This window comes from Ruegeria sp. E1, assembly GCF_056534225.1.
This window is the reverse complement of the sequence record NZ_JBQFPE010000006.1, coordinates 78,782-101,151: the sequence shown is the minus strand read 5'-3', so window position 1 is coordinate 101,151 and position 22,370 is coordinate 78,782. Positions and strand designations below refer to the sequence as shown.

The 22,370-nt window shown below is 59.7% G+C and carries 20 protein-coding genes; 10 read left to right on the top strand and 10 right to left on the bottom strand.

Annotation, left to right across the window (positions count from 1 at the left end):
* The 3 genes from ACR0FG_RS09180 to ACR0FG_RS09170 are packed head-to-tail and all read right to left on the bottom strand — an operon-like array spanning position 1 to position 4,125.
* Positions 1-1,008: an ABC transporter permease gene (locus tag ACR0FG_RS09180; protein WP_480892261.1), complete on the bottom strand. Its 1,008-nt coding sequence runs from the start codon at positions 1,006-1,008 to the stop codon at positions 1-3.
* On the bottom strand, positions 1,005-2,543 hold the full coding sequence (locus ACR0FG_RS09175; protein WP_480892258.1) for a sugar ABC transporter ATP-binding protein: 1,539 nt from the start codon (positions 2,541-2,543) through the stop codon (positions 1,005-1,007). The genes ACR0FG_RS09180 and ACR0FG_RS09175 overlap by 4 nt, the downstream gene beginning before the upstream one ends.
* 28 nt (positions 2,544-2,571) lie before the next feature.
* Positions 2,572-4,125, bottom strand: coding sequence for a UxaA family hydrolase (locus tag ACR0FG_RS09170; protein ID WP_480892256.1), 1,554 nt, complete (start codon positions 4,123-4,125; stop codon positions 2,572-2,574).
* 83 nt (positions 4,126-4,208) lie between these two features.
* Between ACR0FG_RS09170 and ACR0FG_RS09165 the strand changes: the two genes are divergently transcribed.
* Genes ACR0FG_RS09165 through ACR0FG_RS09130 form a run of 8 tightly spaced genes read left to right on the top strand, consistent with a single transcriptional unit; the run spans position 4,209 to position 11,495 of the window.
* Positions 4,209-4,946, top strand: coding sequence for a GntR family transcriptional regulator (locus tag ACR0FG_RS09165; protein ID WP_480892254.1), 738 nt, complete (start codon positions 4,209-4,211; stop codon positions 4,944-4,946).
* Complete coding sequence (locus ACR0FG_RS09160) at positions 4,943-5,995, top strand: aldo/keto reductase (RefSeq protein WP_480892252.1); 1,053 nt, start codon at positions 4,943-4,945, stop codon at positions 5,993-5,995. Before ACR0FG_RS09165 ends, ACR0FG_RS09160 begins: the two co-directional genes overlap by 4 nt.
* Positions 5,985-6,413 carry an RbsD/FucU family protein gene (locus ACR0FG_RS09155; RefSeq protein ID WP_480892250.1) on the top strand — a complete coding sequence of 143 codons (429 nt, stop codon included), beginning with the start codon at positions 5,985-5,987 and terminating at the stop codon, positions 6,411-6,413. The genes ACR0FG_RS09160 and ACR0FG_RS09155 overlap by 11 nt, the downstream gene beginning before the upstream one ends.
* Positions 6,410-7,240 carry an amidohydrolase family protein gene (locus ACR0FG_RS09150; RefSeq protein ID WP_480892248.1) on the top strand — a complete coding sequence of 277 codons (831 nt, stop codon included), beginning with the start codon at positions 6,410-6,412 and terminating at the stop codon, positions 7,238-7,240. The genes ACR0FG_RS09155 and ACR0FG_RS09150 overlap by 4 nt, the downstream gene beginning before the upstream one ends.
* A gap of 1 nt (position 7,241) precedes the next feature.
* Complete coding sequence (locus ACR0FG_RS09145; protein WP_480892245.1) at positions 7,242-8,354, top strand: fumarylacetoacetate hydrolase family protein; 1,113 nt, start codon at positions 7,242-7,244, stop codon at positions 8,352-8,354.
* Positions 8,355-8,367: 13 nt separating this feature from the next.
* Positions 8,368-9,870: an aldehyde dehydrogenase (NADP(+)) gene (locus ACR0FG_RS09140; RefSeq protein WP_480892244.1), complete on the top strand. Its 1,503-nt coding sequence runs from the start codon at positions 8,368-8,370 to the stop codon at positions 9,868-9,870.
* Between the two features lie 8 nt (positions 9,871-9,878).
* Positions 9,879-10,634, top strand: coding sequence for an SDR family oxidoreductase (locus tag ACR0FG_RS09135; RefSeq protein WP_480892242.1), 756 nt, complete (start codon positions 9,879-9,881; stop codon positions 10,632-10,634).
* An 18-nt stretch (positions 10,635-10,652) separates the two neighbouring features.
* Complete coding sequence (locus ACR0FG_RS09130) at positions 10,653-11,495, top strand: fumarylacetoacetate hydrolase family protein (RefSeq protein ID WP_480892239.1); 843 nt, start codon at positions 10,653-10,655, stop codon at positions 11,493-11,495.
* Positions 11,496-11,591: 96 nt separating this feature from the next.
* Here the strand turns inward: ACR0FG_RS09130 and ACR0FG_RS09125 are convergent, their stop codons facing one another.
* Positions 11,592-13,874, bottom strand: a complete 2,283-nt coding sequence (locus tag ACR0FG_RS09125; RefSeq protein ID WP_480892236.1) for an adenosylcobalamin-dependent ribonucleoside-diphosphate reductase — start codon at positions 13,872-13,874, stop codon at positions 11,592-11,594.
* Positions 13,875-13,988: 114 nt separating this feature from the next.
* On the opposite strand from ACR0FG_RS09125, the gene ACR0FG_RS09120 reads away from it, so the two are divergent.
* Positions 13,989-14,420 carry a DUF1489 family protein gene (locus ACR0FG_RS09120; RefSeq protein WP_480892233.1) on the top strand — a complete coding sequence of 144 codons (432 nt, stop codon included), beginning with the start codon at positions 13,989-13,991 and terminating at the stop codon, positions 14,418-14,420.
* Here the strand turns inward: ACR0FG_RS09120 and hisG are convergent.
* The 3 genes from hisG to hisS are packed head-to-tail and all read right to left on the bottom strand — an operon-like array spanning position 14,417 to position 17,682.
* Positions 14,417-15,106, bottom strand: coding sequence for an ATP phosphoribosyltransferase (gene hisG / locus ACR0FG_RS09115; RefSeq protein WP_480892231.1), 690 nt, complete (start codon positions 15,104-15,106; stop codon positions 14,417-14,419). The genes ACR0FG_RS09120 and hisG overlap by 4 nt on opposite strands.
* Positions 15,103-16,191, bottom strand: coding sequence for an ATP phosphoribosyltransferase regulatory subunit (locus ACR0FG_RS09110; RefSeq protein ID WP_480892228.1), 1,089 nt, complete (start codon positions 16,189-16,191; stop codon positions 15,103-15,105). Before ACR0FG_RS09110 ends, hisG begins: the two co-directional genes overlap by 4 nt.
* A 3-nt stretch (positions 16,192-16,194) precedes the next feature.
* The gene (hisS, locus tag ACR0FG_RS09105) at positions 16,195-17,682 is read right to left on the bottom strand and encodes a histidine--tRNA ligase (protein ID WP_480892226.1); all 1,488 of its coding nucleotides are present in this window, start codon (positions 17,680-17,682) and stop codon (positions 16,195-16,197) included.
* 125 nt (positions 17,683-17,807) lie between these two features.
* Here hisS and ACR0FG_RS09100 point away from each other — a divergent pair, with 125 nt between their 5' ends.
* The gene (locus tag ACR0FG_RS09100) at positions 17,808-18,002 is read left to right on the top strand and encodes a SlyX family protein (protein WP_170713322.1); all 195 of its coding nucleotides are present in this window, start codon (positions 17,808-17,810) and stop codon (positions 18,000-18,002) included.
* A gap of 4 nt (positions 18,003-18,006) precedes the next feature.
* Here the strand turns inward: ACR0FG_RS09100 and ACR0FG_RS09095 are convergent, their stop codons facing one another.
* The 3 genes from ACR0FG_RS09095 to dnaE all read right to left on the bottom strand — a co-directional run bounded on the left by ACR0FG_RS09095 (position 18,007) and on the right by dnaE (position 22,207).
* Positions 18,007-18,369 carry a hypothetical protein gene (locus tag ACR0FG_RS09095; RefSeq protein ID WP_480892223.1) on the bottom strand — a complete coding sequence of 121 codons (363 nt, stop codon included), beginning with the start codon at positions 18,367-18,369 and terminating at the stop codon, positions 18,007-18,009.
* A gap of 11 nt (positions 18,370-18,380) precedes the next feature.
* The gene (locus ACR0FG_RS09090) at positions 18,381-18,593 is read right to left on the bottom strand and encodes a YMGG-like glycine zipper-containing protein (RefSeq protein WP_170713329.1); all 213 of its coding nucleotides are present in this window, start codon (positions 18,591-18,593) and stop codon (positions 18,381-18,383) included.
* Positions 18,594-18,679: 86 nt separating this feature from the next.
* On the bottom strand, positions 18,680-22,207 hold the full coding sequence (gene dnaE, locus ACR0FG_RS09085; protein WP_480892221.1) for a DNA polymerase III subunit alpha: 3,528 nt from the start codon (positions 22,205-22,207) through the stop codon (positions 18,680-18,682).
* Positions 22,208-22,370 lie beyond the last annotated feature (163 nt).

Here is a 22,370-nt window from a genome sequence, read left to right as displayed (position 1 = left end):
TCAGCCCGACTTTTTCTTGCGGGCCATGTCGGCATATACGGCCAGAATGATGATCGCGCCGGTGACAACAGTCTGCCATTCCTGCGCAACAGACAGCACGCGCAGCCCGTTGGTCAGCACCGCCATGATCAGTGCGCCGATCAGGGTTCCCAGAATGGTGCCACGCCCACCGGACAGGGACGTGCCGCCGATGACCACCGCTGCAATGGCCTCCAGCTCATAGCCCAGACCCAGCGCGGGTTGGGCCGAGTTGAGGCGCGACGCGATAAGGATACCGGCAATACCGCAGATGGCACCTGCCAGCGCATAGATGCGCATCTTCCACATGTCGGTGTTTACGCCCGACAGACGCACCGCCTCTTCATTGGACCCCAGCGCAAAGGTGTAACGCCCCAGAACCGTGCGACCCAGAATGTACGAGGCCGCGATTGCCACCAGAAACAGGATCAGGACACCGTTGGGGATAGGCAGTGCGGGAAAAACCTCTCCGATCAGCGATCCGCGCGAGATCTGGTCAAAGCCGGGTGTGTCGTTGAAATAAATCGGCCTTGTGCCCGAGATCACCAGCGACATGCCCTTCAGGATCAGCATCATGCCCAAGGTCGCAATAAAGGGCGGAATCTTCATCTTGGCCACAAACGTGCCCGAGCACAGACCGCAAAGCGCCCCCGCCGCGATTGCCGCCGCGACACCTAACAGTAAGGGCATCCCCAGATAGGTCAGAACAACGCCCGCAATCACTGCGCAGAAGGTCATCAATGTGCCCAGCGACAAGTCGATCCCGCCGGTAATGATGATCAGTGTCGCAGCGACGGCCAGCACTCCGTTGACCGAGGTCGCCTGCAGGATCGCGATCATGTTCGAGGTCTGCATGAAGTTCGGGGACGCGATCGAGAACCCGATCAGCAGTGCAATCAAACTCGCGAACGCCAGCAGTTTTTGATAGGCGCCGCTTTCCGACAGGCCCGCAATGGGTTTCTTTTTGTCGATATCCGTGGCTGTGGTCATTGGACTGTCCCTGTTACCTGCATCGCCGCCGCCCGTTGCGTGGCCAGATGCATGATGTCTTCCTGAGTGGTGTCTTTTCCGCCGGGCAGAATGCCGGTCAGCCGGCCTTCGCACATCACCGCAATACGGTGGCTGAGGCGCATGATTTCGGGCAGCTCGGACGAGATCACGATGATCGTCTTGCCCTGTTCCGCCAGATCTTCCAACAGCTTGTAGATCTCGGATTTCGCGCCGACATCGATGCCGCGTGTGGGTTCGTCAAAGATCAGAATATCGCAATCGCGCAGTAGCCATTTGGCGATGACCACCTTTTGCTGATTACCCCCTGACAGCAGGCGTACTTCCTGCGTGTCAGATGGGGTACGGATACCCAATTGCTTGATATAGCTTTGCGCGGTCGTTGCCATTTCGGCACCGCTCAGCACGCCTCCCTTGCTAATGAACAGGTCCATCGAGGCCAACGCGATGTTGTCGCGCACGTTCATACCTGTGGCGAGACCGAAGTGTTTGCGATCCTCGGACAGGTATCCGATTCCCGCCTTAACAGCATCTGTTGGTGTCTTGATCGAGACCACCTGCCCATGCACCTGAATTTCGCCGCCATCCTTTGGATCAGCCCCGAAAATGGCCCGCGCGACCTCGGTTCGTCCCGCGCCCATGAGCCCGGCAAAGCCGAGGATTTCACCCTTCTGAACCGAAAAGCTGACATCGTGAATTTCGTTGCTACGGCTCAGACCTGTAACCTGCAGTGAGACCTCGGCATCACCCAAATCCGGCACGTCCAGAGGTTCCTCGTTCACCTCACGACCCACCATCATCGCAATGATCTGACTGATCGGGGTTTCCGCAGCGCCCACGGTGCCGACATATTCCCCATCGCGCATCACGGTGACGCGGTCGGCGATCTGTTTCAGTTCATCCATTTTGTGGCTGATATAGACGATGCCAACACCTTCGGCCTTGAGGCGACGGATGATCACGAACAATTCGGCGATCTCGGCGTCATTCAACGCCGCCGTCGGTTCGTCCATGATCAATACCTTCGAGCGGTAAGACAGCGCCTTGGCAATCTCGACCATCTGCTGTTTCGCGATTGTCAGACTGCCGACCAGTGTCTTTGGATCGAGCGACAGGTTCATCGAGGCAAAAATCTCGGCGGTCTGCGCATTCAGCGCGGCTTCGTCCAGGCGACCAAAGCTCTTGCGCGGCTCGCGCCCAATAAAGATGTTCTGCGCCACCGTCAGGTCGTTCATCAGGCTCAGTTCCTGATGGATGATGCCGATGCCCAGATCCTGCGCCTCGCGCGGGGTGGTCGGGCTGACGGACTTGGCTTCGATCACCAAATCACCACCGTCGCGCTGATAAATCCCTGACAGGATTTTCATGAGCGTACTTTTCCCGGCCCCGTTTTCGCCCATCAGCGCGTGAACTTCGCCTGGATACAGATCGAACTGCACAGATTTCAGCGCATGCACACCGGGGAAGTGTTTGTCGATCCCCGTCATGTCGACCAATTTTGTCTTGTTTTTTGTCATAGTGCCCCTCTCCCCAAGGGCATAGCGCCTACATTACCGCGCCAATTTGCCAGGGTACGAATTCTACGCCCCCAAAGCCCAACTCCTCACTTTTGGTTTTCTCGCCCGAAGCGACCCGGATCAGCATTTCGAATAACTCTTCGCCTTTGGCTTCGATGCTCACCCCATCGGTGACGATATCGCCGCAGTTCAGGTCCATATCCTCGGCCATACGTGCGTACATCTCGGAATTGGTCGCCAGTTTGATACACGGCGTTGGCTGATAGCCAGAAACCGAACCACGCCCGGTGGTGAACACGATCAGATTGGCCCCCGAGGCCACCTGCCCCGTAACCGAGCAGGGATCAAAGCCTGGGCTGTCCATGAATACAAAGCCGTTCTTGTCGATCTTCTCGCCAAATTTGTAGACATCGCGCAGCGGCGCTGTACCACCTTTGGCGACAGCGCCCAGCGATTTTTCCAGAATGGTCGTCAACCCGCCCCGCTTGTTGCCAGGGCTGGGATTATTGTCCATCTCACCGCCATTGCGGGCGGTATAATCCTCCCACCAATGGATACGTTCGATCAGCTTCTCTCCGACCTCGACGGTTTCTGCACGCCGGGTCAGCAGGTGTTCGGCACCGTAGATTTCCGAAGTTTCCGACAGGATCGTTGTCCCGCCATGACACACCAGAAGGTCCGAGGCATAGCCCAGTGCCGGGTTCGCCGTAATTCCGGAATACCCGTCCGATCCGCCGCATTGCATACCCACCGTGATAGCACCGATCGGTGCCGGCGCGCGCGCCGCCTGGTTGGCCAGCCCTGCAATGCCGCGCAATTCATCCAGCCCGCGCTCGATTGTGCGGCGTGTTCCGCCCTCGGTCTGAATTGTCATGTAACGCAACGCGCCATCCGGGCGGATTGGACGACCGCCGACAAGATCGGCCACCTGCATGACCTCGCAGCCCAGCCCGATAAGCAGAATGCCTCCGAAATTCGGGTGCTGCGCGTACCCGGCCAGCGTGCGGAACAGGGTGGCGTAGCCTTCGTCCTTGCCCGACATGCCACAGCCGGTTCCATGCACGATCGGAACCACGCCATCGACGTTGGGAAATGCATCCAGCAGGCCGGTCTTTTCCGCCGCCTCGGCAATGAAGCGCGCGACCGAGCCCGAGCAATTCACGGTGGTCAGGATGCCGATATAGTTCCGGGTACCCACCTTGCCATCGGCCCGGTGATAGCCCTGAAATGTCCGCCCTTCGGCCAAGGCAGGCAGCGGTGTATTTGCGCTGGCATGTGCATAGTCCTGCTGATGCGCACCCATGCCGAGGTTCTGCACATGGATGTGTTCCCCCGGCGTAATGTCGCATTTCGCCTGACCAATGATCTGCCCATAGCGGATGACATTCTCACCCGCGCGAATGGGCTGCACAGCGATCTTGTGCCCCCGCGCAACAGATGCGGCCAGAGGCACGGGGACGTGCGGCGGCTGCTCGCCCGGCTTGAGGTCACGCAGGGCAATGACGATATTGTCCTGCGGATTCAGCCTGACAACGTCGCGCGTCGCCTCTCCCAAAACAGTTGTGCCGCCCTGTGCTTGCATCTCTTCCCCGCTTGATTGGCCCTTTTGCTAAAAGGAATTTCGGCACTTGTCAACTAACATGTTAGAATGCTAAATAACGCAGCATGAACAAATTCCAGGATATCGACGCAACATTGCTGCCCGAGATCTCAGCGACGGAAGGATCTCTGACGCAGAGGGTTCACCAATCCCTCAAGCAGGCAATACTGGCGCTGGACTTTCCGCCGGGCGCGAATCTGCGCAAGGCACCGGTTTGCGCGCGCCTTGGCGTGTCGCGGGCACCTGTCGCCGATGCGATTGCGCGCCTTGCCTCGGAGGGGTTGGTGGATGTTGTGCCGCAGTCGGGCACGCGAGTATCCTATTTCTCGATGGACGAAATCCGCGAAGGCGTTTTCCTGCGCGAAGCACTCGAGCTTGCGACCGTCGCCAAAGTGGCGCGCGACATCACCGATGATCAGCGCAAACGGCTAAGCCGCAACATGCGCCTGCAAGAGTTGCTGATCGAAGACGAGGACATTCCCGGGTTTTATCAGGCCGACGAAGAATTTCATGGCTTGCTGATGGAATTCACCGGCTTCCGCCGCCTCTCAGATGTGGCCCAGACCGTTTCGCTGCAGGTCAGCCGGGCCCGGATGCTGCTGTTGCCAACCCCAGGCCGGATCGTAGAAACGCTCACCGAGCACCGGGCAATCTTCGACGCAATCTCGGCGCGGGATGAACAGGGGGCACAGGAGGCAATGCACAGACACCTTGGGCAGTTGATGCCCCGAATAGAACAACTGGAGCTGCAACAGCCCCATCTGTTCAATACCAGCCAACAGTCGGATCGCGAGGCAGGATGACCGTTTCAGAAACAGAATTGCTCAACAACCGCACGACCCGGCCCGTCCCGCTGACTCAGATGGGATTTGGCGGTGCTCCGCTTGGAAATCTTTATCGCAAGGTATCGGATCATGATGCGCAGGCTGCGCTGCAAGCGGCTTATGACGCGGGCATCCGGTTCTTCGACACTGCGCCGCAATATGGGCTGGGGCGGTCCGAACAGCGGTTCGGCAAAGCCATCGACCGGTTCGGGCGCGATAACATCCAGCTGTCGACCAAGATCGGGCGTCTGTTGATGGATTGCGAGCCACACGAAGTCACGCCCGAGGCATTTGTGGACGTACCGCAGAAACGCATCGTGTTTGACTATACCTATGATGGGGTGATGCGGTCTTATGAGGCGAGCCGCGACCGGATTGGGGTGGCCAACGCAGACATCCTGCTGGTGCATGATGTCTGCGTTTTTAGCCAGGGAAGTCAGGAAATCTCGGACGCCAAAGTGCGCGAACTTTTTGACGGCGGCGGCTACAAGGCGCTGGTAGAACTGCGCGATGCCGGTGAGATCGCCGCCATCGGCGCTGGTGTGAACGAATGGCAGGTTTGCGAGAAATTGCTGGGCCTTGGCGATTTCGACGGCTTCCTGCTGGCAGGTCGCTATACCTTGCTTGAGCAAGAGGCGCTGAACGGTTTCCTGCCTCTTTGTGAAAAACGCGACGTGGGGATCATTCTGGGCGGGCCCTACAATTCGGGCATTCTTGCCACCGGAGCGATCCCCGGAGCCAAATACAATTACGCGGAAGCGCCCGTGGATATTCTGGACCGTGTCCGCAGGATCGAAACCGTTTGTGCGGCGCATGACACCCCGTTGATCGCGGCGGCGCTTCAATTTGTTCTGGGCCATCCCTGCGTCAAAACAGTGGTTCCGGGTGCGGTTAGCGCGGCCGAGGTGCAATCCAACGTCGCATTGATGGAGCATGAAATTCCACCAGGCCTTTGGTCTGATCTAAGGTCCGAAGCTCTGATCCGCCCCGACGCACCGCTACCGAATGAGGCTGCCCATGCTGCGTAACATTGACCCTATCCTGTCGCCGGACCTTCTATATGCGCTCAGGGCAATGGGCCACGGCGATGAAATCGTAATCGCGGATGCAAATTATCCCGGCACCAGCAGCGGGCCGGACTGTATTCGGGCCGATGGGTCCTCGGCCAGTGATATCCTGCAGGCCGTGCTGTCTGTCATGCCGCTGGACACGTTCGTCACCGATCCGGCCCTGACCATGCAGGTGGTTGGCGACCCGGATACCATTCCCGAGGCGGTCGCCGATTTTCAGCGCATCATCGACGAGACCGCTGACAATCCTGCCAAGATTCAGGGACTCGAACGATTCTCATTCTACGAGCGGGCCGCAAACGCCTTTGCCATCATCCAGACGGGTGAGCGCAGGCTTTATGGCAACATCATCCTGAAAAAGGGCGTCGTTGAATGAGGATTGACGCGCATCAGCATTTCTGGGCTTTGGCACGAGGCGACTATGGCTGGCTCACGCCAGAACTGACGGCGCTTTATCGGGATTTTTCTCCTGACGATCTGGCTCCGCTGCTGGAAGCTGCCGAAATCGATGGCACCGTATTGGTACAGGCGGCCCCTACGGTTGCCGAAACGGAATACATGTTGTCTCTGGCAGATCAGACGCCATTCATCAAAGGCGTAGTTGGATGGGTTGATTTTGAAGCCCCGGATGCGCCCGTCCAGATCGCCCGACTGGCCGTTCACCCGGCACTGGTGGGCCTGCGTCCGATGATACAGGACATCGACGATCCGCTCTGGATGCTTGGCGACCTGCTGAGCCCGGCCTTTGCCGAATTGCAACAACACAACTTGACATTCGATGCGCTGACCCTTCCACAACATCTTGGTCCACTCAGGAAACTGTTGGCACGTCATCCGGATATGCGGGTGGTCGTCGACCATGGCTCCAAGCCTCTGATCCGCGACGCGATCCTGCACGATTGGGCAGAGGATATGGCGGCACTGGCCCGCGACACCAAGGCATGGTGCAAATTGTCGGGCCTGATAACCGAGGCGACCCCTGATTGGACCGTCGATGATCTGCGCCCCTATGTCGACCACCTGCTGAACACGTTCGGCCCCGCGCGCCTGATCTGGGGCAGTGACTGGCCGGTTTGCACTCTGGCTGGCAGCTATGAACGCTGGCTTGAAGCCACTGACATGTTGCTGGGCCACCTTGGCACGGCCGAGCGCGACGGCATACTGGGTGGCAATGCTGCACGGGCCTATGATCTCAGGGGCTGACATGACCTTACCCTTCCTGGACCCAAACGGGCTGTGGCTCGGTCGTATCGAACGTCAGGGGATTGGCCCCTGCGTTGTAACGCTGCGCGATGGGCGTGTTGTGGATATTACATCCAGATCTGCGCCCACCACCCGCGACGTTCTGGAGCAGAACAACGCCGTAGACTACATCCGCTCGGCGCAAGGCGAGGATATCGGCCCGATTGGTGCAGAACATGAATGGCTGGCCCCTTGTGATCTGCAAGCCATCAAAGCCTGCGGCGTCACCTTCGCGGGTTCCATGGTGGAACGTGTGATCGAGGAAAAGGCGGCAGGTGATCCGGCCAAGGCAGACGCGATCCGGTTGCGCATCGGAGACAGGATCGGCGACAGCCTGTCAGATATCGTGCCCGGGTCGGACGCGGCCGCAAAGGTCAAAGAAGCACTGACATCCGAGGGCCTCTGGAGCCAGTATCTTGAGGTCGGGATCGGCCCCGATGCCGAAGTGTTCTCAAAAGCGCAGGTTTTGTCGTCGGTGGGCTTTGGTGCGGAAATCGGCCTGCATCCGATCTCGACCTGGAACAATCCCGAACCCGAAGTGGTTCTGGCTGTGACCTCGCAAGGTGAAATCAAAGGTGCCACGCTGGGCAATGACGTGAACCTGCGCGATGTCGAAGGGCGCTCTGCCCTGTTGCTCAGCAAGGCCAAGGACAACAACGCCTCTTGCGCAATAGGGCCGATGATCCGGCTGCTCGACGATACCTTCACGCTGGATCACGTGCGCAGGGCCGAATTGATGCTGACGGTTACTGGGCCGGACGGGTTTGTTTTGAATGGCAGTTCGTCCATGTCCCAGATCAGCCGCGACCCTGCCGATCTGGTGAGACAGACCATCGGACGCCATCACCAGTACCCCGACGGGCTGATGCTGTTTCTTGGCACCCTGTTTGCCCCGACACAGGACCGTGATACCCCCGGCGGAGGGTTCACGCACAAACTGGGCGACGTCGTTACCATCACCAATGACCAGCTTGGGGCATTGACCAATACGGTGCGCCTGTCAACCGAATGCCCTGAATGGTCATTTGCGGCGTCCCACCTGATGCGAAACCTCGCTCGACGTGGTCTGATTTGAGAGGGATTTGAATATGTTGACCGGAAAGCACCTGATCGCTGGCGAATGGGTTGGTTCCAGGACCACGTTCGCCTCGAACCCCGCCCACGGCCCCCGCCACGATTTTGCGATGGGCACGCCAGCGATTGTTGATGCTGCGGTCGAGGCCGCCGAAGAAGCCTTTGCCGCATACGGCTGGTCCAGCCGCAACGAGCGGGCTGCTCTGCTGCGCAGAATTGCCAACGAGATCGATGCGCGCGGAGAGGTAATAACCGAAATAGGAACCCAGGAAACCGGCCTGCCCGACGCCCGCCTGCAGGGCGAACGCGGCCGCACGGTGGGGCAGTTGCGCCTATTTGCCGATCACATCGAAGCCGGAGCGTATCTGGACCTGCGTCACGACCCGGCAATACCCGATCGCGCGCCTCTGCCTCGCCCGGACCTGCGCCTAATCCAGCGCCCGTTGGGGCCGGTCGCCGTGTTTGGCGCGTCCAACTTTCCGCTGGCCTTCTCGGTCGCAGGAGGCGACACGGCTGCGGCGTTGGCCGCCGGATGCCCTGTGGTGGTCAAGGGCCACCCCGCCCATCCGGGCACTGGGGAAATCGCTGCGCAAGCCATTGATGCGGCGATCAAGGCAACCGGAGTGCATCCGGGTGTGTTCTCACTGGTGCAGGATGGCGCGCACGAGGTGGGCGCGCGTCTCGTGCAGCACCCGCTGATCCGGGCGGTCGGCTTTACCGGCAGCCTGCGCGGTGGTCGGGCGCTGTTCGACCTGTGTGCGCAACGTGACGAACCGATTCCATTTTACGGTGAACTTGGCTCGGTCAATCCAGTGTTCATCCTGCCGCAAGCCGCTGCCGCACGCGGTGCCGAGATCGGTACGGATTGGGCGGCATCGCTGACCATGGGCGTTGGTCAGTTCTGCACAAATCCCGGCATCGTCGTTGTGGTCGATGGCCCGGGTGCAGAAGCGTTTCAGACTGCGGCCGAAATCGGATTGTCCGCAGTGGCCGACCAGACGATGCTGACAGATGGAATTGCCGATGCCTACCGTCAGGGCGTATCGCAGGTTGCGGCGGGCACCGGTGTCAGTCAGGTCATGGGCCACGACTGCGAGTCGCGCGCTGCCGCCCCCTATCTGTTCACCGTTTCCGGCGACGACTGGCTGGCGGACCATGATTTGCAGCAAGAGGTGTTTGGCCCGCTGGGCATGATCGTTCGGGCAAGGGACCTCACGCAGATGCAGCAGATTGCCCGTGCCATCGAAGGCCAACTGACCTGCACGCTGCATCTGGATGAGGGCGACAAACCTGCCGCTCGTGCCTTGTTACCACTGCTGGAACGCAAGGCCGGACGCCTTCTGGCAAACAGCTTCCCCACCGGGGTCGAGGTTTGCGGCAGTATGGTCCACGGCGGCCCTTACCCTGCGTCGACCAATTTCGGCGCAACCTCGGTGGGAACACTGTCAATCCGCCGTTTTCTGCGGCCAGTTTGCTATCAGGATATCCCAAACGACCTGCTACCCGAGAAACCATGAGGCCTCGAATGACATCTTTCACCCCCGCCAACCGGCTTGTTGGCAAAACCGCTCTGATCACCGCAGCCGGTCAGGGCATCGGTCGCGCAACTGCCGAGCTTTTCGCCCGCGAAGGCGCAAATGTGATCGCCAGCGATATCAATGACATCGCGCTTGCCGAACTCGACGGCATTGATGGCATCACCTCCCTTAGACTGGACGTTACCGATGCAGGGGCTGTCGATGTAGCGACGGCAGCGCTACCCAAACTGGACGTTTTGTTCAACTGCGCCGGCTATGTGGCCGGGGGCTCGATTCTTGACTGTGACGAGAAGGATTGGGATTTCAGCTTCGACCTCAACGTCAAGGCCATGTACCGGCTGATCCGGCTGACCCTGCCGAAAATGCTGGAACACGGCGGCGGATCGATCATCAATATGTCGTCAGTCGCATCGTCAATGAAAGGCGTGCCCAACCGGTTTGCCTATTGCGCCTCGAAGGCGGCAGTGATCGGGCTGACCAAATCGGTGGCCGCCGATTTTGTGACCCAGGGCATTCGCTGCAATGCGATCTGCCCCGGCACCGTCGACAGCCCCAGCCTGCATGACCGGCTGCGCGCCACCGGTGACTACGATCAGGCCATGACCGACTTCATCGCGCGCCAGCCAATGGGCCGCATCGGCACAGCCGACGAAATTGCCGAACTTGCCCTGTATCTGGCAAGCGACGCCAGCCAATACACCACCGGCCAGCCGTTTGCCATCGATGGCGGCTGGACGATCTAAGCAATAAGGGAAGAAAACATGAAACTGCTACGCTTTGGCCCGAAGGGCGCTGAAAAACCCGGACTGCTGGATTCCGAGGGTGCAATCCGCGACCTTTCGGGTGTGGTCAATGACATCTCGGGCGATGTGCTTGGGGATGAAACACTTGCCCGGATGCGCACAGTGGATCCTTTCAGCCTGCCGAAGGTCGACGGGACACCGCGGATCGGAGCTTGTGTTGGTCATGTGGGCAAGTTCATCTGCATCGGCCTGAACTATGCCGATCACGCAGCCGAAAGCGGCATGGAACTGCCGCAGGAACCAGTCATCTTCTTCAAGGCGACCTCGGCGATCATCGGCCCCGACGACACTGTCGAAATCCCGCGCGGATCGGTCAAAACCGATTGGGAGGTCGAACTGGGTGTAGTCATCGGGAAAGAGGCCAAATACATCTCGGAATCCGAAGCTTTGGATCACGTCGCCGGATACTGCGTAGTCAACGATCTGTCTGAACGCGATTTTCAGCTGCACCGCTCGGGCCAGTGGGTCAAAGGCAAGTCGGCGGATACGTTCGGCCCCATCGGCCCATGGCTGGTAACGCGGGACGAGGTTGCCGACCCACAGAACCTGCCGATGTATCTTGAGGTAAACGGCCACCGCTATCAGAACGGCTCGACCCGCACGATGCATTTTGGGGTCGCGACCGTCATATCGCATTTGTCACAGTTCATGTCGCTGCAGCCCGGAGACGTGATTTCCACCGGCACCCCACCGGGCGTGGGCATGGGTCAGAATCCACAGACCTATCTGAAACCCGGCGACACAATGGAACTGGGGATCGAAGGGTTAGGCGTTCAACGACAGAAGGTCGTCGCTGCCTGACCCTCCGCCGAGCGCATCAATGCCGATCAGTTTCTGAAACTCCAAATCCCCGAACAGCTGGTTCGGGGATTTGTCTTTGGCGTCAGGCTCACAGTTTCAACCACATTTGGAATGACCACAGCTGCGGCAAGTCATGCAGCCCTCGATCATGACCATGTCAAACTGACCACAGGACGGGCACGCCTTGCCACGCGGGGCGTCCATGTTCACCACCTGCGCCTGAGGGTCAGATTTCAGGCCCATGCCCTCACCTTCCAGAAAGCCGATATTGACCATGTGCTGCTCGATAACACCGCCGATCGCAGCCAGTATGGACGGGATGTATTTACCCTTGACCCATGCGCCGCCGCGCGGGTCGAATACGGCCTTCAACTCTTCGACGACAAAGGATACGTCCCCACCCCGCCGGAACACTGCCGAAATCATCCGGGTCAGGGCCAGTGTCCAGGCGTAGTGTTCCATGTTCTTCGAGTTGATGAACACCTCGAACGGACGCCGCCTCCCACCGATGACGATGTCGTTGATGGTCAGATAGATCGCGTGCTCGCTATCGGGCCATTTCAACTTATACGTCGACCCCTCCAGCGATTGCGGACGGTCCAGAGGTTCGGACATATAGACAACCTCACCTCCGTCCGTCCCATGCGGGGCATCGGCGCTTTCGCCGGGGGCCTTGTCGTCGCTTTCCGATACGGTCAGGACCGATCCGGTCACATCGTTGGGGCGATAGGTCGTGCATCCCTTGCAGCCCTGATCCCAAGCCTGCATGTAGACATCCTTGAAGGCGTCAAAACTGATATCCTCGGGGCAGTTAATCGTCTTGGAAATCGAACTGTCGATCCATTTCTGCGCCGCCGCCTGCATCTTCACATGATCCGCCGGAGTCAGCGTCTGCGCGTTGACGAAATAGTCAGGTAACTCGGCATCGCCGAACTTGTCGCGCCACATCTGGACGGCGTAATCCACAACTTCTTCCTCGGTGCGCGAGCCATCCTTTTGCAGCACTTTGCGCGTGTAGGCATAGGCAAAGACCGGCTCGATCCCCGACGACACGTTGCCCGCATAAAGGGAAATCGTCCCCGTCGGAGCAATGGAGGTCAGCAAAGCATTTCGGATGCCATGTTTCCGGATCGCGTCGAGCACGTCCTCGTCCATCTGCTGCATCGTTCCGCTGGCCAGATACTTCTCGGCCTCGAACAGGGGGAACGCGCCTTTTTCCTTGGCCAAATCGACCGACGCCAGATACGCGGCGCGGGCGATGGCGTGCAACCAGCGCTCGGTCTGACGCGCCGCTTCGTCGGACCCATAACGCAGGCCCAGCATCAGCAGTGCATCGGCCAGACCGGTCACGCCCAGCCCGATGCGGCGCTTATCCTGCGCTTCGGCCTCTTGTTCGGCCAGCGGGAATTTGGACGCATCCACCACATTGTCCATCATCCGCACGGCAGTGGCGACCAACTCCTGCAAAGCCGCCTCGTCCAAATGCGCCGATCCTTCGAACGGTTCGGCCACCAGACGCGCCAGATTGATCGAACCCAGCAGACACGCGCCATAGGGCGGCAAAGGCTGTTCGCCACAGGGGTTGGTTGCGGCGATGGTTTCGACGTAGTTTAGGTTGTTGGCCTTGTTGATCCGGTCGATGAAGATCACACCCGGCTCGGCATAGTCATAGGTGGCCTGCATGATCTTGTTCCAAAGATCACGGGCCTGAATGGTGTGATAGATTTTGCCGTCGAACACCAACTCCCACGGGCCGTCGGCCTTGACGGCCTCCATGAACGGATTGGTCACCAGCACCGACATGTTGAACATGCGCAGCCGCGCCGGGTCGGATTTCGCCGTGATGAACTGTTCGACATCGGGGTGATCGCAGCGCATGGTCGCCATCATCGCCCCCCGGCGCGAGCCTGCGGACATGATCGTGCGGCACATGGCGTCCCACACATCCATGAACGACAACGGCCCCGATGCGTCCGCCGCGACCCCCTTCACATCCGCGCCACGCGGGCGGATCGTCGAGAAATCATAGCCGATCCCCCCGCCCTGCTGCATGGTCAGCGCGGCCTCTTTCAGCATGTCGAAAATGCCGCCCATGCTGTCGGGCACGGTGCCCATGACAAAGCAGTTGAACAGCGTCACCTGACGCGCGGTACCAGCGCCTGCGGTGATGCGCCCGGCGGGGAGGTATTTGAAATCCTCCAATGCGGTGTAGAATTTTTCTTCCCAATGGGCCGGGTCCTGTTCCACCCGCGCCAGATCGCGGGCGATGCGCCGCCAGCTGTCCTCGACCGTCTGATCGATGGGTGTCCCATCCGCCTGTTTAAAGCGGTATTTCATGTCCCAGATCTGCTCGGCGATGGGGGCGGCAAAGCGGCTCATTGGTGATTCCCTGTGTTGGCGAAGAGATATAGACTATCATCCACTATACCTTGATGACAATCGCGCATGAGCTACAATGGATAGATAGTCGATGGACGACTCTGTGGGAAAGCTGTGGATAAGTACGTTAACCTCATCAAACTATCCGTCGGATCAGAAAGCGTCGACACGCTGATGGCGTGGCAGGACAGCCGCAAACCGCTGTATCAGGACGGCTGCCCGCGCCACGTGACCCGCATGTGGCCCAAGCGCGAGGCCGAGATTCTGAATGGCGGATCAATCTATTGGGTGATCAAAGGCGTTGTCCAATGCCGACAGCGTATCCTGCGTCTGGACGAAGTGCGCGGCGAGGACGGTATTCGCCGCTGCGCCATCGTGCTGGACCCCGAGGTGCATCGCACGCAAAACGCGTTGAAGCGCCCGTTTCAGGGCTGGCGCTATCTGAAACCCGAAGACACGCCCGCCGATCTGCCGAAAACCCGCGAGCAGGACGATGCTCTGCCCGACGATCTGAACCGCGCGCTGGCCGATATCGGCGTGCTTTAACCCAGTCGGTCCAGCAGGTCGTTCAAAACTGCTTTTTCACCCATGTCGTATTTCGCCACCCGACTGCGCCACAAAGTCGCCTGTGACTGCAAAATCTGCCCATCCGTCAGGATTTTCAGGTGGTTCGCCCGCAACGTCTCGCCGGTCGAGGTGATATCTGCAATCGCCTCGGCGGTTTCGTTCATCACCGTGCCCTCGGTCGCGCCCTGACTGTCGACCAGAGTATAATCGGCCACGCCCGCGTCCGTCAGGAACTCGCGCACCAGCCGGTGATATTTGGTCGCGATCCGCAACCTATGACCATGTGTCTTGCGAAACGCCGCTGCTGCCGCGTCCAGATCATCCAGCGTATCTACGTCGACCCAACAGGCCGGGGTCGCAATGATCAGGTCCGCCTTGCCGAACCCCAGTGCTGCGACCTCTTCCAATTGTTGCTCCCACCGCGGCAGTTTCTCATGCACCAGATCGATGCCGGTAACGCCCAGATGAATGCGCCCTGCCGCCAGTTCGCGCGGAATTTCCCCGGCCGACAACAGGATCAGCGAAACACCGTCGATCCCTTCGACCTTGCCCGCATATTCCCGATCCGATCCGCTACGCGACAAAGTGATGCCGCGCTTTTCAAACCACGCGAAGGTCTTGTCCATCAACCGGCCCTTCGAGGGCACGCCTAGCTTCAGGCTCATTGCGCGCCCTCCTCGATCTCGAGCATCAGGTCGGGGCGCAGTACGCCGCCCACTGCGGGGATTTCTGCGCCGCCACCCAATTGCCGGGTCAGTGCATCATAGCGCCCACCGGTGGCGATCGGCGGCAGGTCCGGGCGGCCTTCGGCGTAAAAGCCAAAGACAAAACCGTCATAATACTCCATCGACGTACGGCCATAGGAGGCTTCGAAATCCAACCGCTCGACATCGACGCCCCGCGCCTGCAGCGCGGCGATCCGACCTTCCAGCCGATCCAGCGCAGGGGTGATCTGGGGCAGATCCACCGCGACGTCGCGCAGTTGTTCCAAAGCAAAGGGCATGGTTTCGCGCACGTTCAGCAGCGTTTCCAGCCCCACCAGTTCACTATCTGAAATAGGCGGGGTATCCCGGTCCTCACGCAGCGCGGCGATGCGCGCCTCAATCTCAGAGGCACGGCGTTTGCCGATCATGGGCGCGTCAATTGCCAATGGGTCCGCTGCGTCCAGCAGGGCGTCGCGCCCCTCGGGACCCGGCTTGCGACCCGCAAAGCGATCAAGCAACACCCGGAACCGACGCGGACGCCACAGATGCCGCATTAGCGCGGCTTTGCGCCGGTCAGTGGTTTTCAGCCCCGCAACGGCGGCAGTCAGGATGCCAATATCCCCGGTCGCCGCGCGCAATGGTATCCCACGCAATTGAAGGGCAAACAACGAGAATACTTCGGCATCGGCCCCGGCGGGATCATTGCGGTCAAAGACTTCATACCCGACCTGAATGTACTCGTTCGAGCGATCCGGGTCGTGTTCCTGACGACGGAATACCTCGCCAGAGTAGGTATAGCGCGCGGGCTCGGCCCCTTCGGACATGTGCATCTGCACTACCGGCAGGGTGAAATCCGGGCGCAGCATCTGCTCGCCGCGCAGCGCGTCCGAGGTCACATAGGCCCGCGCGCGGATATCTTCACCATAAAGGTCAAGCAACGTCCCGGCGGGTTGTAGCAGAGGCGTATCCACCACCTGCGCGCCCGCTGCCTCGAACCGGACGCGCATCATCGCGGCGCGGGCCTGTATCTGGGAACGGTTGGGCATCGCTCAGTCCTGACTGTCCAGAATTTCGCGCACCTTGGCGACCAAATCAGCGCGCGGCACCTCGAACTGGCTGGGGCGTTCTTTCCATTCCTCAAGCGTGGCGCTTTCGGCGATCTTCGCGCCTAGGATCAGGTCCTTGATCTGCACGATCCCGCTGGCCTTTTCGTCGCCACCTTCGATCACCGCAATCGGCGCGTTCCGCTTGTCCGCGTATTTCAATTGGTTGCCGAAGTTCTTCGGATTGCCCAGATAAACCTCGGCCCGGATACCCGCATTGCGCAGCTCGGCCACCATCGCCTGATAGTCTGCCATCCGGTCACGGTCCATCACCGTGACGACCACGGGGCCCGTCGCCTGCGCGGTGATCCGGCCCTTCTCGCGCAGGGCGGCCAGCAGGCGGTCCACGCCGATTGAGATACCTGTTGCAGGCACTTCCTGCCCTGTGAACCGCTTGACCAGATCGTCATAGCGCCCGCCGCCTGACACCGATCCAAACTGCCGTTTGCGGCCTTTCTCATCGAATATCTCAAAGGTCAGTTCGGCCTCGTAAACCGGCCCAGTATAGTATCCGAGGCCCCTGACAACCGATGGGTCAATCTCGATCCGGTCAGAGCCATAGCCGCCCGCATCCAGCAACGCACCGATCTGTTCCAACTCGGCGATCCCAGCGGCGCCGATCTTGCTGTCACCCACGGCTGCTCGAAGGTTCGCAAGCGTTCCCGCAGTATCCGGGGCCTTAGATGTCAGGAAGGCAATCACTGGTTCGGCCTGATCTTCGCTGAGTCCCACGCCATCGATAAACGCGCCCGAGGCATCCAGACGCCCCTTGGTCAGCAGCTCTCGCACACCGGCCTCACCCACCTTGTCGAACTTGTCGATGGTGCGCAGGACATTGTCGCGGGCGGCGGCGTCTTCGCCCAGACCCATCGCCTCAAGGACGCCATTCAGAACTTTACGGTTGTTGACCCGCACCAGATAGTCGCCGCGCGGAATTCCGACGGTCTCCAGCGTATCCGACAGCATCGCACAAATCTCGGCATCCGCAGCCATCGAGGCTGTACCCACCGTATCCGCATCACATTGATAAAACTGACGATAACGCCCCGGCCCCGGCTTCTCATTCCGCCAGACCGGACCCATCGCATAGCGGCGATAAGGCGTGGGCAGGTCATTCCGGTGCTGCGCATAGACACGTGCCAAAGGCGCGGTCAGATCATAGCGCAGGGCCATCCAGTCGCCGTTTCCACCCTCGTCAAACTCCTGCCACGCAAAGACGCCCTCGTTGGGGCGATCCACATCTGGAAGGAACTTGCCCAGCGCCTCGACGGTCTCAACCGCGCTGCTTTCCAAGGCGTCGAACCCATAGCGATGATAGACACCCGCAATCGTCCGCAGCATCTCGGTGCGCTGCGAGACTTCCTGGCCGAAATAGTCGCGGAACCCTTTCGGCGTGACGGCCTTGGGGCGGGGCTGTTTCTTGGGCTTGGCCATGTGGGGCGTCCTTGGGGCTTAGTGTTCCGCGCGCGGTCTATCCCATGCCCCGCATCGGGGCAAGGCGGGGTTTCGCTGGCGTTGAGCTATGAGGGCCGTTATGACCGGCGGAGAAGGAGACCGCCATGCAACATCTGGAAGAACAGATCGCCCACCTGACCCGCACCGTGGACGAGTTGAACGCGGTTGTGACGAAACAACAGGCCGAGATCGACCGCCTGACCCGCCGGGTTGAGATGTTGCTACAGCGCGAGGCGGAACGGGCACAGGAAGGCTCGGGCGGCATCATTCTAGGCGACGAACGTCCGCCGCATTATTGAAGGGTCACAACCCCAACGTCGTTTTCACAGCATTATCGACCACGCCGCCCAACAGGGCATCCTTGTCCGCAGCGCAGCCCTCGGACAGCGCGGCGATGAAAGCTTCGCGCAGTTGGGCCTTGTCCTCGTCATTCGTCGCATGATCTTCGATATTGATCTGACGATTATAGAGCGACAGGGCCGTCATCTTTCCGACAACCTCCACCACAAAGGCTTCGTCGCCATCTGCCTCTTCTGCAATCGAGGCGCAGGTATAGTGCATCACCGGCAAGGCGTCCTGCACCATCTGCTCGGCCGTCTCATCGGCCAAAACAGCGCTTGGCAAAGAAACACAAAGCCCAAGAATAGCGGATTTAGCTACGGTCATACGCATCGCATTCATTTCCAGTTATGTCCGATAATCGCCCCGGCTACACCGCCGATGGCTGCGCCCTTGCCGTCTCCGATCAGGGCACCGACACCGGCACCGATCAGCGCGCCTTCGATTGTGTTTTTCTTCTTCTTGTCATCCGCCAAACCGGCGGAGGCGACTGCAAACGACGCGATCACCGCCAACGTGATCGTTCTGACCCCAATACCTGAAATCGTCATGTGAACACCCTCCCGTGCCCTGTTCCGAAACCAATTTTATTCGTCCAGCCTAGCGGGGTGCCAACTGTCTGGCAACAAAGCCCGGATCAGATCTCTTCGACCGAGATCACGCCTTCCAGCGATTTGATCGCGCCTTTGATCTGCGGGTTGATCGGAAAGCCCTGCCCCAGATCCATCTCGACCTCGCCGGGCAGGCCCTGGGCCATCAGCAGCAGCTGAACCGGCCCGCGCGCGGCATTCTTGGCTGCGTCCGCCGCATCGGCCAGAACCTTGGCAACAGTGGGCAGGACCTGCGCGTCATCCAGAAAGATGCGCAGCCCTGTCGCCCCGGCCTCGGCCACAACCGCGTCGACCGGACCGACCGAGCGGCCCAGCAGTTTCAACTGGTCCGCCTCCATCGTCGCTTCGGCGGTCAGAACCACCTGCGCGCCGGTTTCCAGAAACTCGCGTGATTTTTCCAGCGTGTCTGAGAACAGTGTGACTTCGTACGCGCCTGTCGGGTCCGACAACTGCGCGAAAGCAAAGCGGTTGCCACGTGCTGATTTCCGCTCCTGCCGTCCGGCGACGACACCGGCCATCTTGGCCATAAACGGGCCAGAGCGCGCCTTTTCGGTCACCTGATCCAGCGTCAGCACGTCTTTGCGCTTCAACGCGGGCATGTAGTCGTCCAGCGGATGACCCGAGAGGTAAAATCCGATCGCCTTGAATTCCTCGCTCAGCCGTTCAGCGGGCAACCAGTCGGGCGACGGAGACAGGCGCGGTTCCGGCAGGTCATCCCCTGCCTCACCAAATAGCGAAACCTGGTTCGAGTTTTTCTGGTCATGGATCGCTGCCGAATACTGCACCAGCCGATCGAGGCTTTCGAAAACCCGGCGGCGGTTCTTGTCGAGCTCGTCAAAGGCCCCGGCGCGGGCCAGCATTTCCAGTGGACGTTTGCCGACCTTCTTCAGATCGACCCGGCGCGCAAAGTCGAACAGATTCACAAATGGTTTGTCGCTCTTTTCATCCTGTGCGCTTCCGATGCGACGCCCTTCAACAACAAGGTTCATCGCTTCGACGCCCACATTCTTGAGCGCGCCCAGCGCATAGATCAAATGCTGGTCAACCACATCAAATGTCGCCTGAGACCGGTTCACGCAGGGCGGAACATATGGCAGTTCCAACCCCTTGCGGACCTCTTCGAAATAGACAGCCAGCTTGTCGGTCAGGTGGATATCGCAGTTCATCACACCGGCCATGAACTCGACCGGGTGGTTCGCCTTCAACCAGCCGGTCTGGTAGCTGACCACCGCATAGGCCGCAGCGTGCGATTTGTTGAAACCGTAGTTGGCGAACTTATCCAGCAGGTTCCACACCTCAGTCGCCTTGGCCTCGTCCACATCATTTTCGGCAGCGCCTTTTAGGAATTTGGGCCGTTCGGCATCCATCGCCTCTTGGATTTTCTTACCCATCGCACGGCGCAGCAGGTCGGCGCCACCAAGGCTGTAGCCCGCCATTTCCTGCGCGATCTGCATCACCTGTTCCTGATAAACGATGATACCCTGGGTCTCGTCCAATATATGGTCGATGGAGGGGTGCAGCGTGTCGCGCTCGCTCAGCTTGTTCTTAACTTCGCAGAACTTGGGAATGTTCTCCATCGGACCGGGGCGATACAGCGCGACGAGGGCGATGATATCCTCGATACAGTCGGGCTTCATCCGCTTGAGCGCATCCATCATGCCCGAGCTTTCCACCTGGAACACCGCAACCGTCTTGGCTGCGGAATAGAGTTTATACGTCGCCTCATCATCCAGCGGGATGGCGTTGATCTCATTCACCGCGCCTTCGGCGGGTTCATAAAGCTCGGTGCCGTCAGGGGCGATGTGCAAGTCCCGCCCGGATTTGAAGATCAGATCCATCGCGTTCTGGATCACGGTGAGCGTCTTCAGACCCAGAAAGTCGAACTTCACCAGACCGGCCTGCTCCACCCATTTCATGTTGAACTGGGTCGCCGGCATATCGGAGCGCGGGTCCTGATAGATCGGCACCAATGCATCCAGCGGACGGTCTCCGATCACAACCCCAGCGGCGTGGGTCGAGGCGTTGCGCAACAATCCCTCGACTTGCTGGCCATAATTTAACAGGCGATCTACAACCTCTTCGCTGCGCGCTTCTTCGCGCAGGCGCGGCTCATCCTTCAGCGCCTTTTCGATGGAAACAGGTTTGACACCCTCCACCGGGATCATCTTGGACAGGCGATCCACCTGCCCGTAAGGCATCTGCAAAACCCGCCCGATATCGCGCACGGCGGCCTTGGACAGCAACGCACCAAAGGTGATGATCTGCCCCACCTTGTCGCGCCCGTATTTCTGCTGAACATAGCGGATCACTTCTTCCCGGCGATCCATGCAAAAGTCGATATCAAAGTCAGGCATCGACACCCGCTCGGGGTTCAGGAACCGTTCGAACAGCAGCGAATAGCGCAGCGGATCAAGATCGGTAATCGTCAGCGCATAAGCAACCAGCGACCCCGCGCCCGAGCCCCGTCCCGGCCCAACCGGGATGTCGTGATCCTTGGCCCATTGGATAAAGTCAGCAACGATCAGGAAGTAGCCGGGGAAGCCCATGCCTTCGATGATGCCAAGTTCGAAATCCAGCCGTTCCTGATATTCCTCGGGCGTCACGGCATGTGGGATCACGGCCAGACGTTTCTGCAGGCCGTCATTGGCGATACGGCGCAGTTCGGCGACCTCATCATCGGCAAATTTCGGCAGGATCGGATCGCGGCGATAGGCCATGAAGGCGCAACGACGCGCGATCTCAACCGTGTTCTCGACGGCCTCGGGCAGGTCGGCGAACAAAGTCACCATCTCCTGCTGCGACTTGAAATAATGCTGTGCAGTCAAGCGACGGCGGCCCTCCTGCTGATCGACATACGCCCCCTCGGCGATACAGATCAGCGCATCATGCGCCTCATACATATCCGAGGTCGGGAAATACACGTCGTTGGTGGCGACCAGAGGCAGGTTCTTGGCATAGGCCATCTCCAAATGGCCGCGCTCGGTCAAACGCTCGGCCTCGGGCTGGCCATCCTCGCCCGGATGGCGTTGCAACTCGACATAGAGCCGATCCGGGAACATCCCGGCCAAACGGTCGACCAAAGCCTCGGCCGCCGGGCGCTGACCCTGTTGCAGCAACACGCCAACCGGCCCATCCGGCCCGCCAGTCAAACAAATCAAACCATCAGACCGCTCGGACAATTCATCCAAAGTGACCTGCGGCAACTGCCCGCCTTTATCCACGTAAAGGCATGAGCTGAGCTTCATCAGGTTCTCATACCCAACTTCGGACTGCGCCAACAGCACCAGCGGCGCGGGTGCTTTCGGTTTCTCACCGGGTTGCGGCTGCACAAAGGTCAAATCGACCTGACACCCCATGATCGGCTGAATTCCAGCGCCGCTGGCGGTCACTGAAAACTCCAGCGCTGAGAACATTGAATTGGTGTCGGTCACTGCTACGGCAGGCATTTCGGCCTTCTCGCAAAGGCCGGGCAGCTTTTTCAGCCGCACGGCGCCTTCCAGCAGGGAATATTCGGTGTGAACGCGAAGGTGAATGAATCGGGGGGAACTGCTCATACCCGTCACGCTACATTACCGGAACGCGCTGCAAAAGCAGGAACCATTGCGCTGAGACGCCAAAAAGATCGACGTTGATTATTCGGCTTTTCCAGAAGGTGCTTCGGGGATTAGCAGCGCCCAGTTCCAGAAATCGCTTTAGATTCAAACGCCTGAACACTGA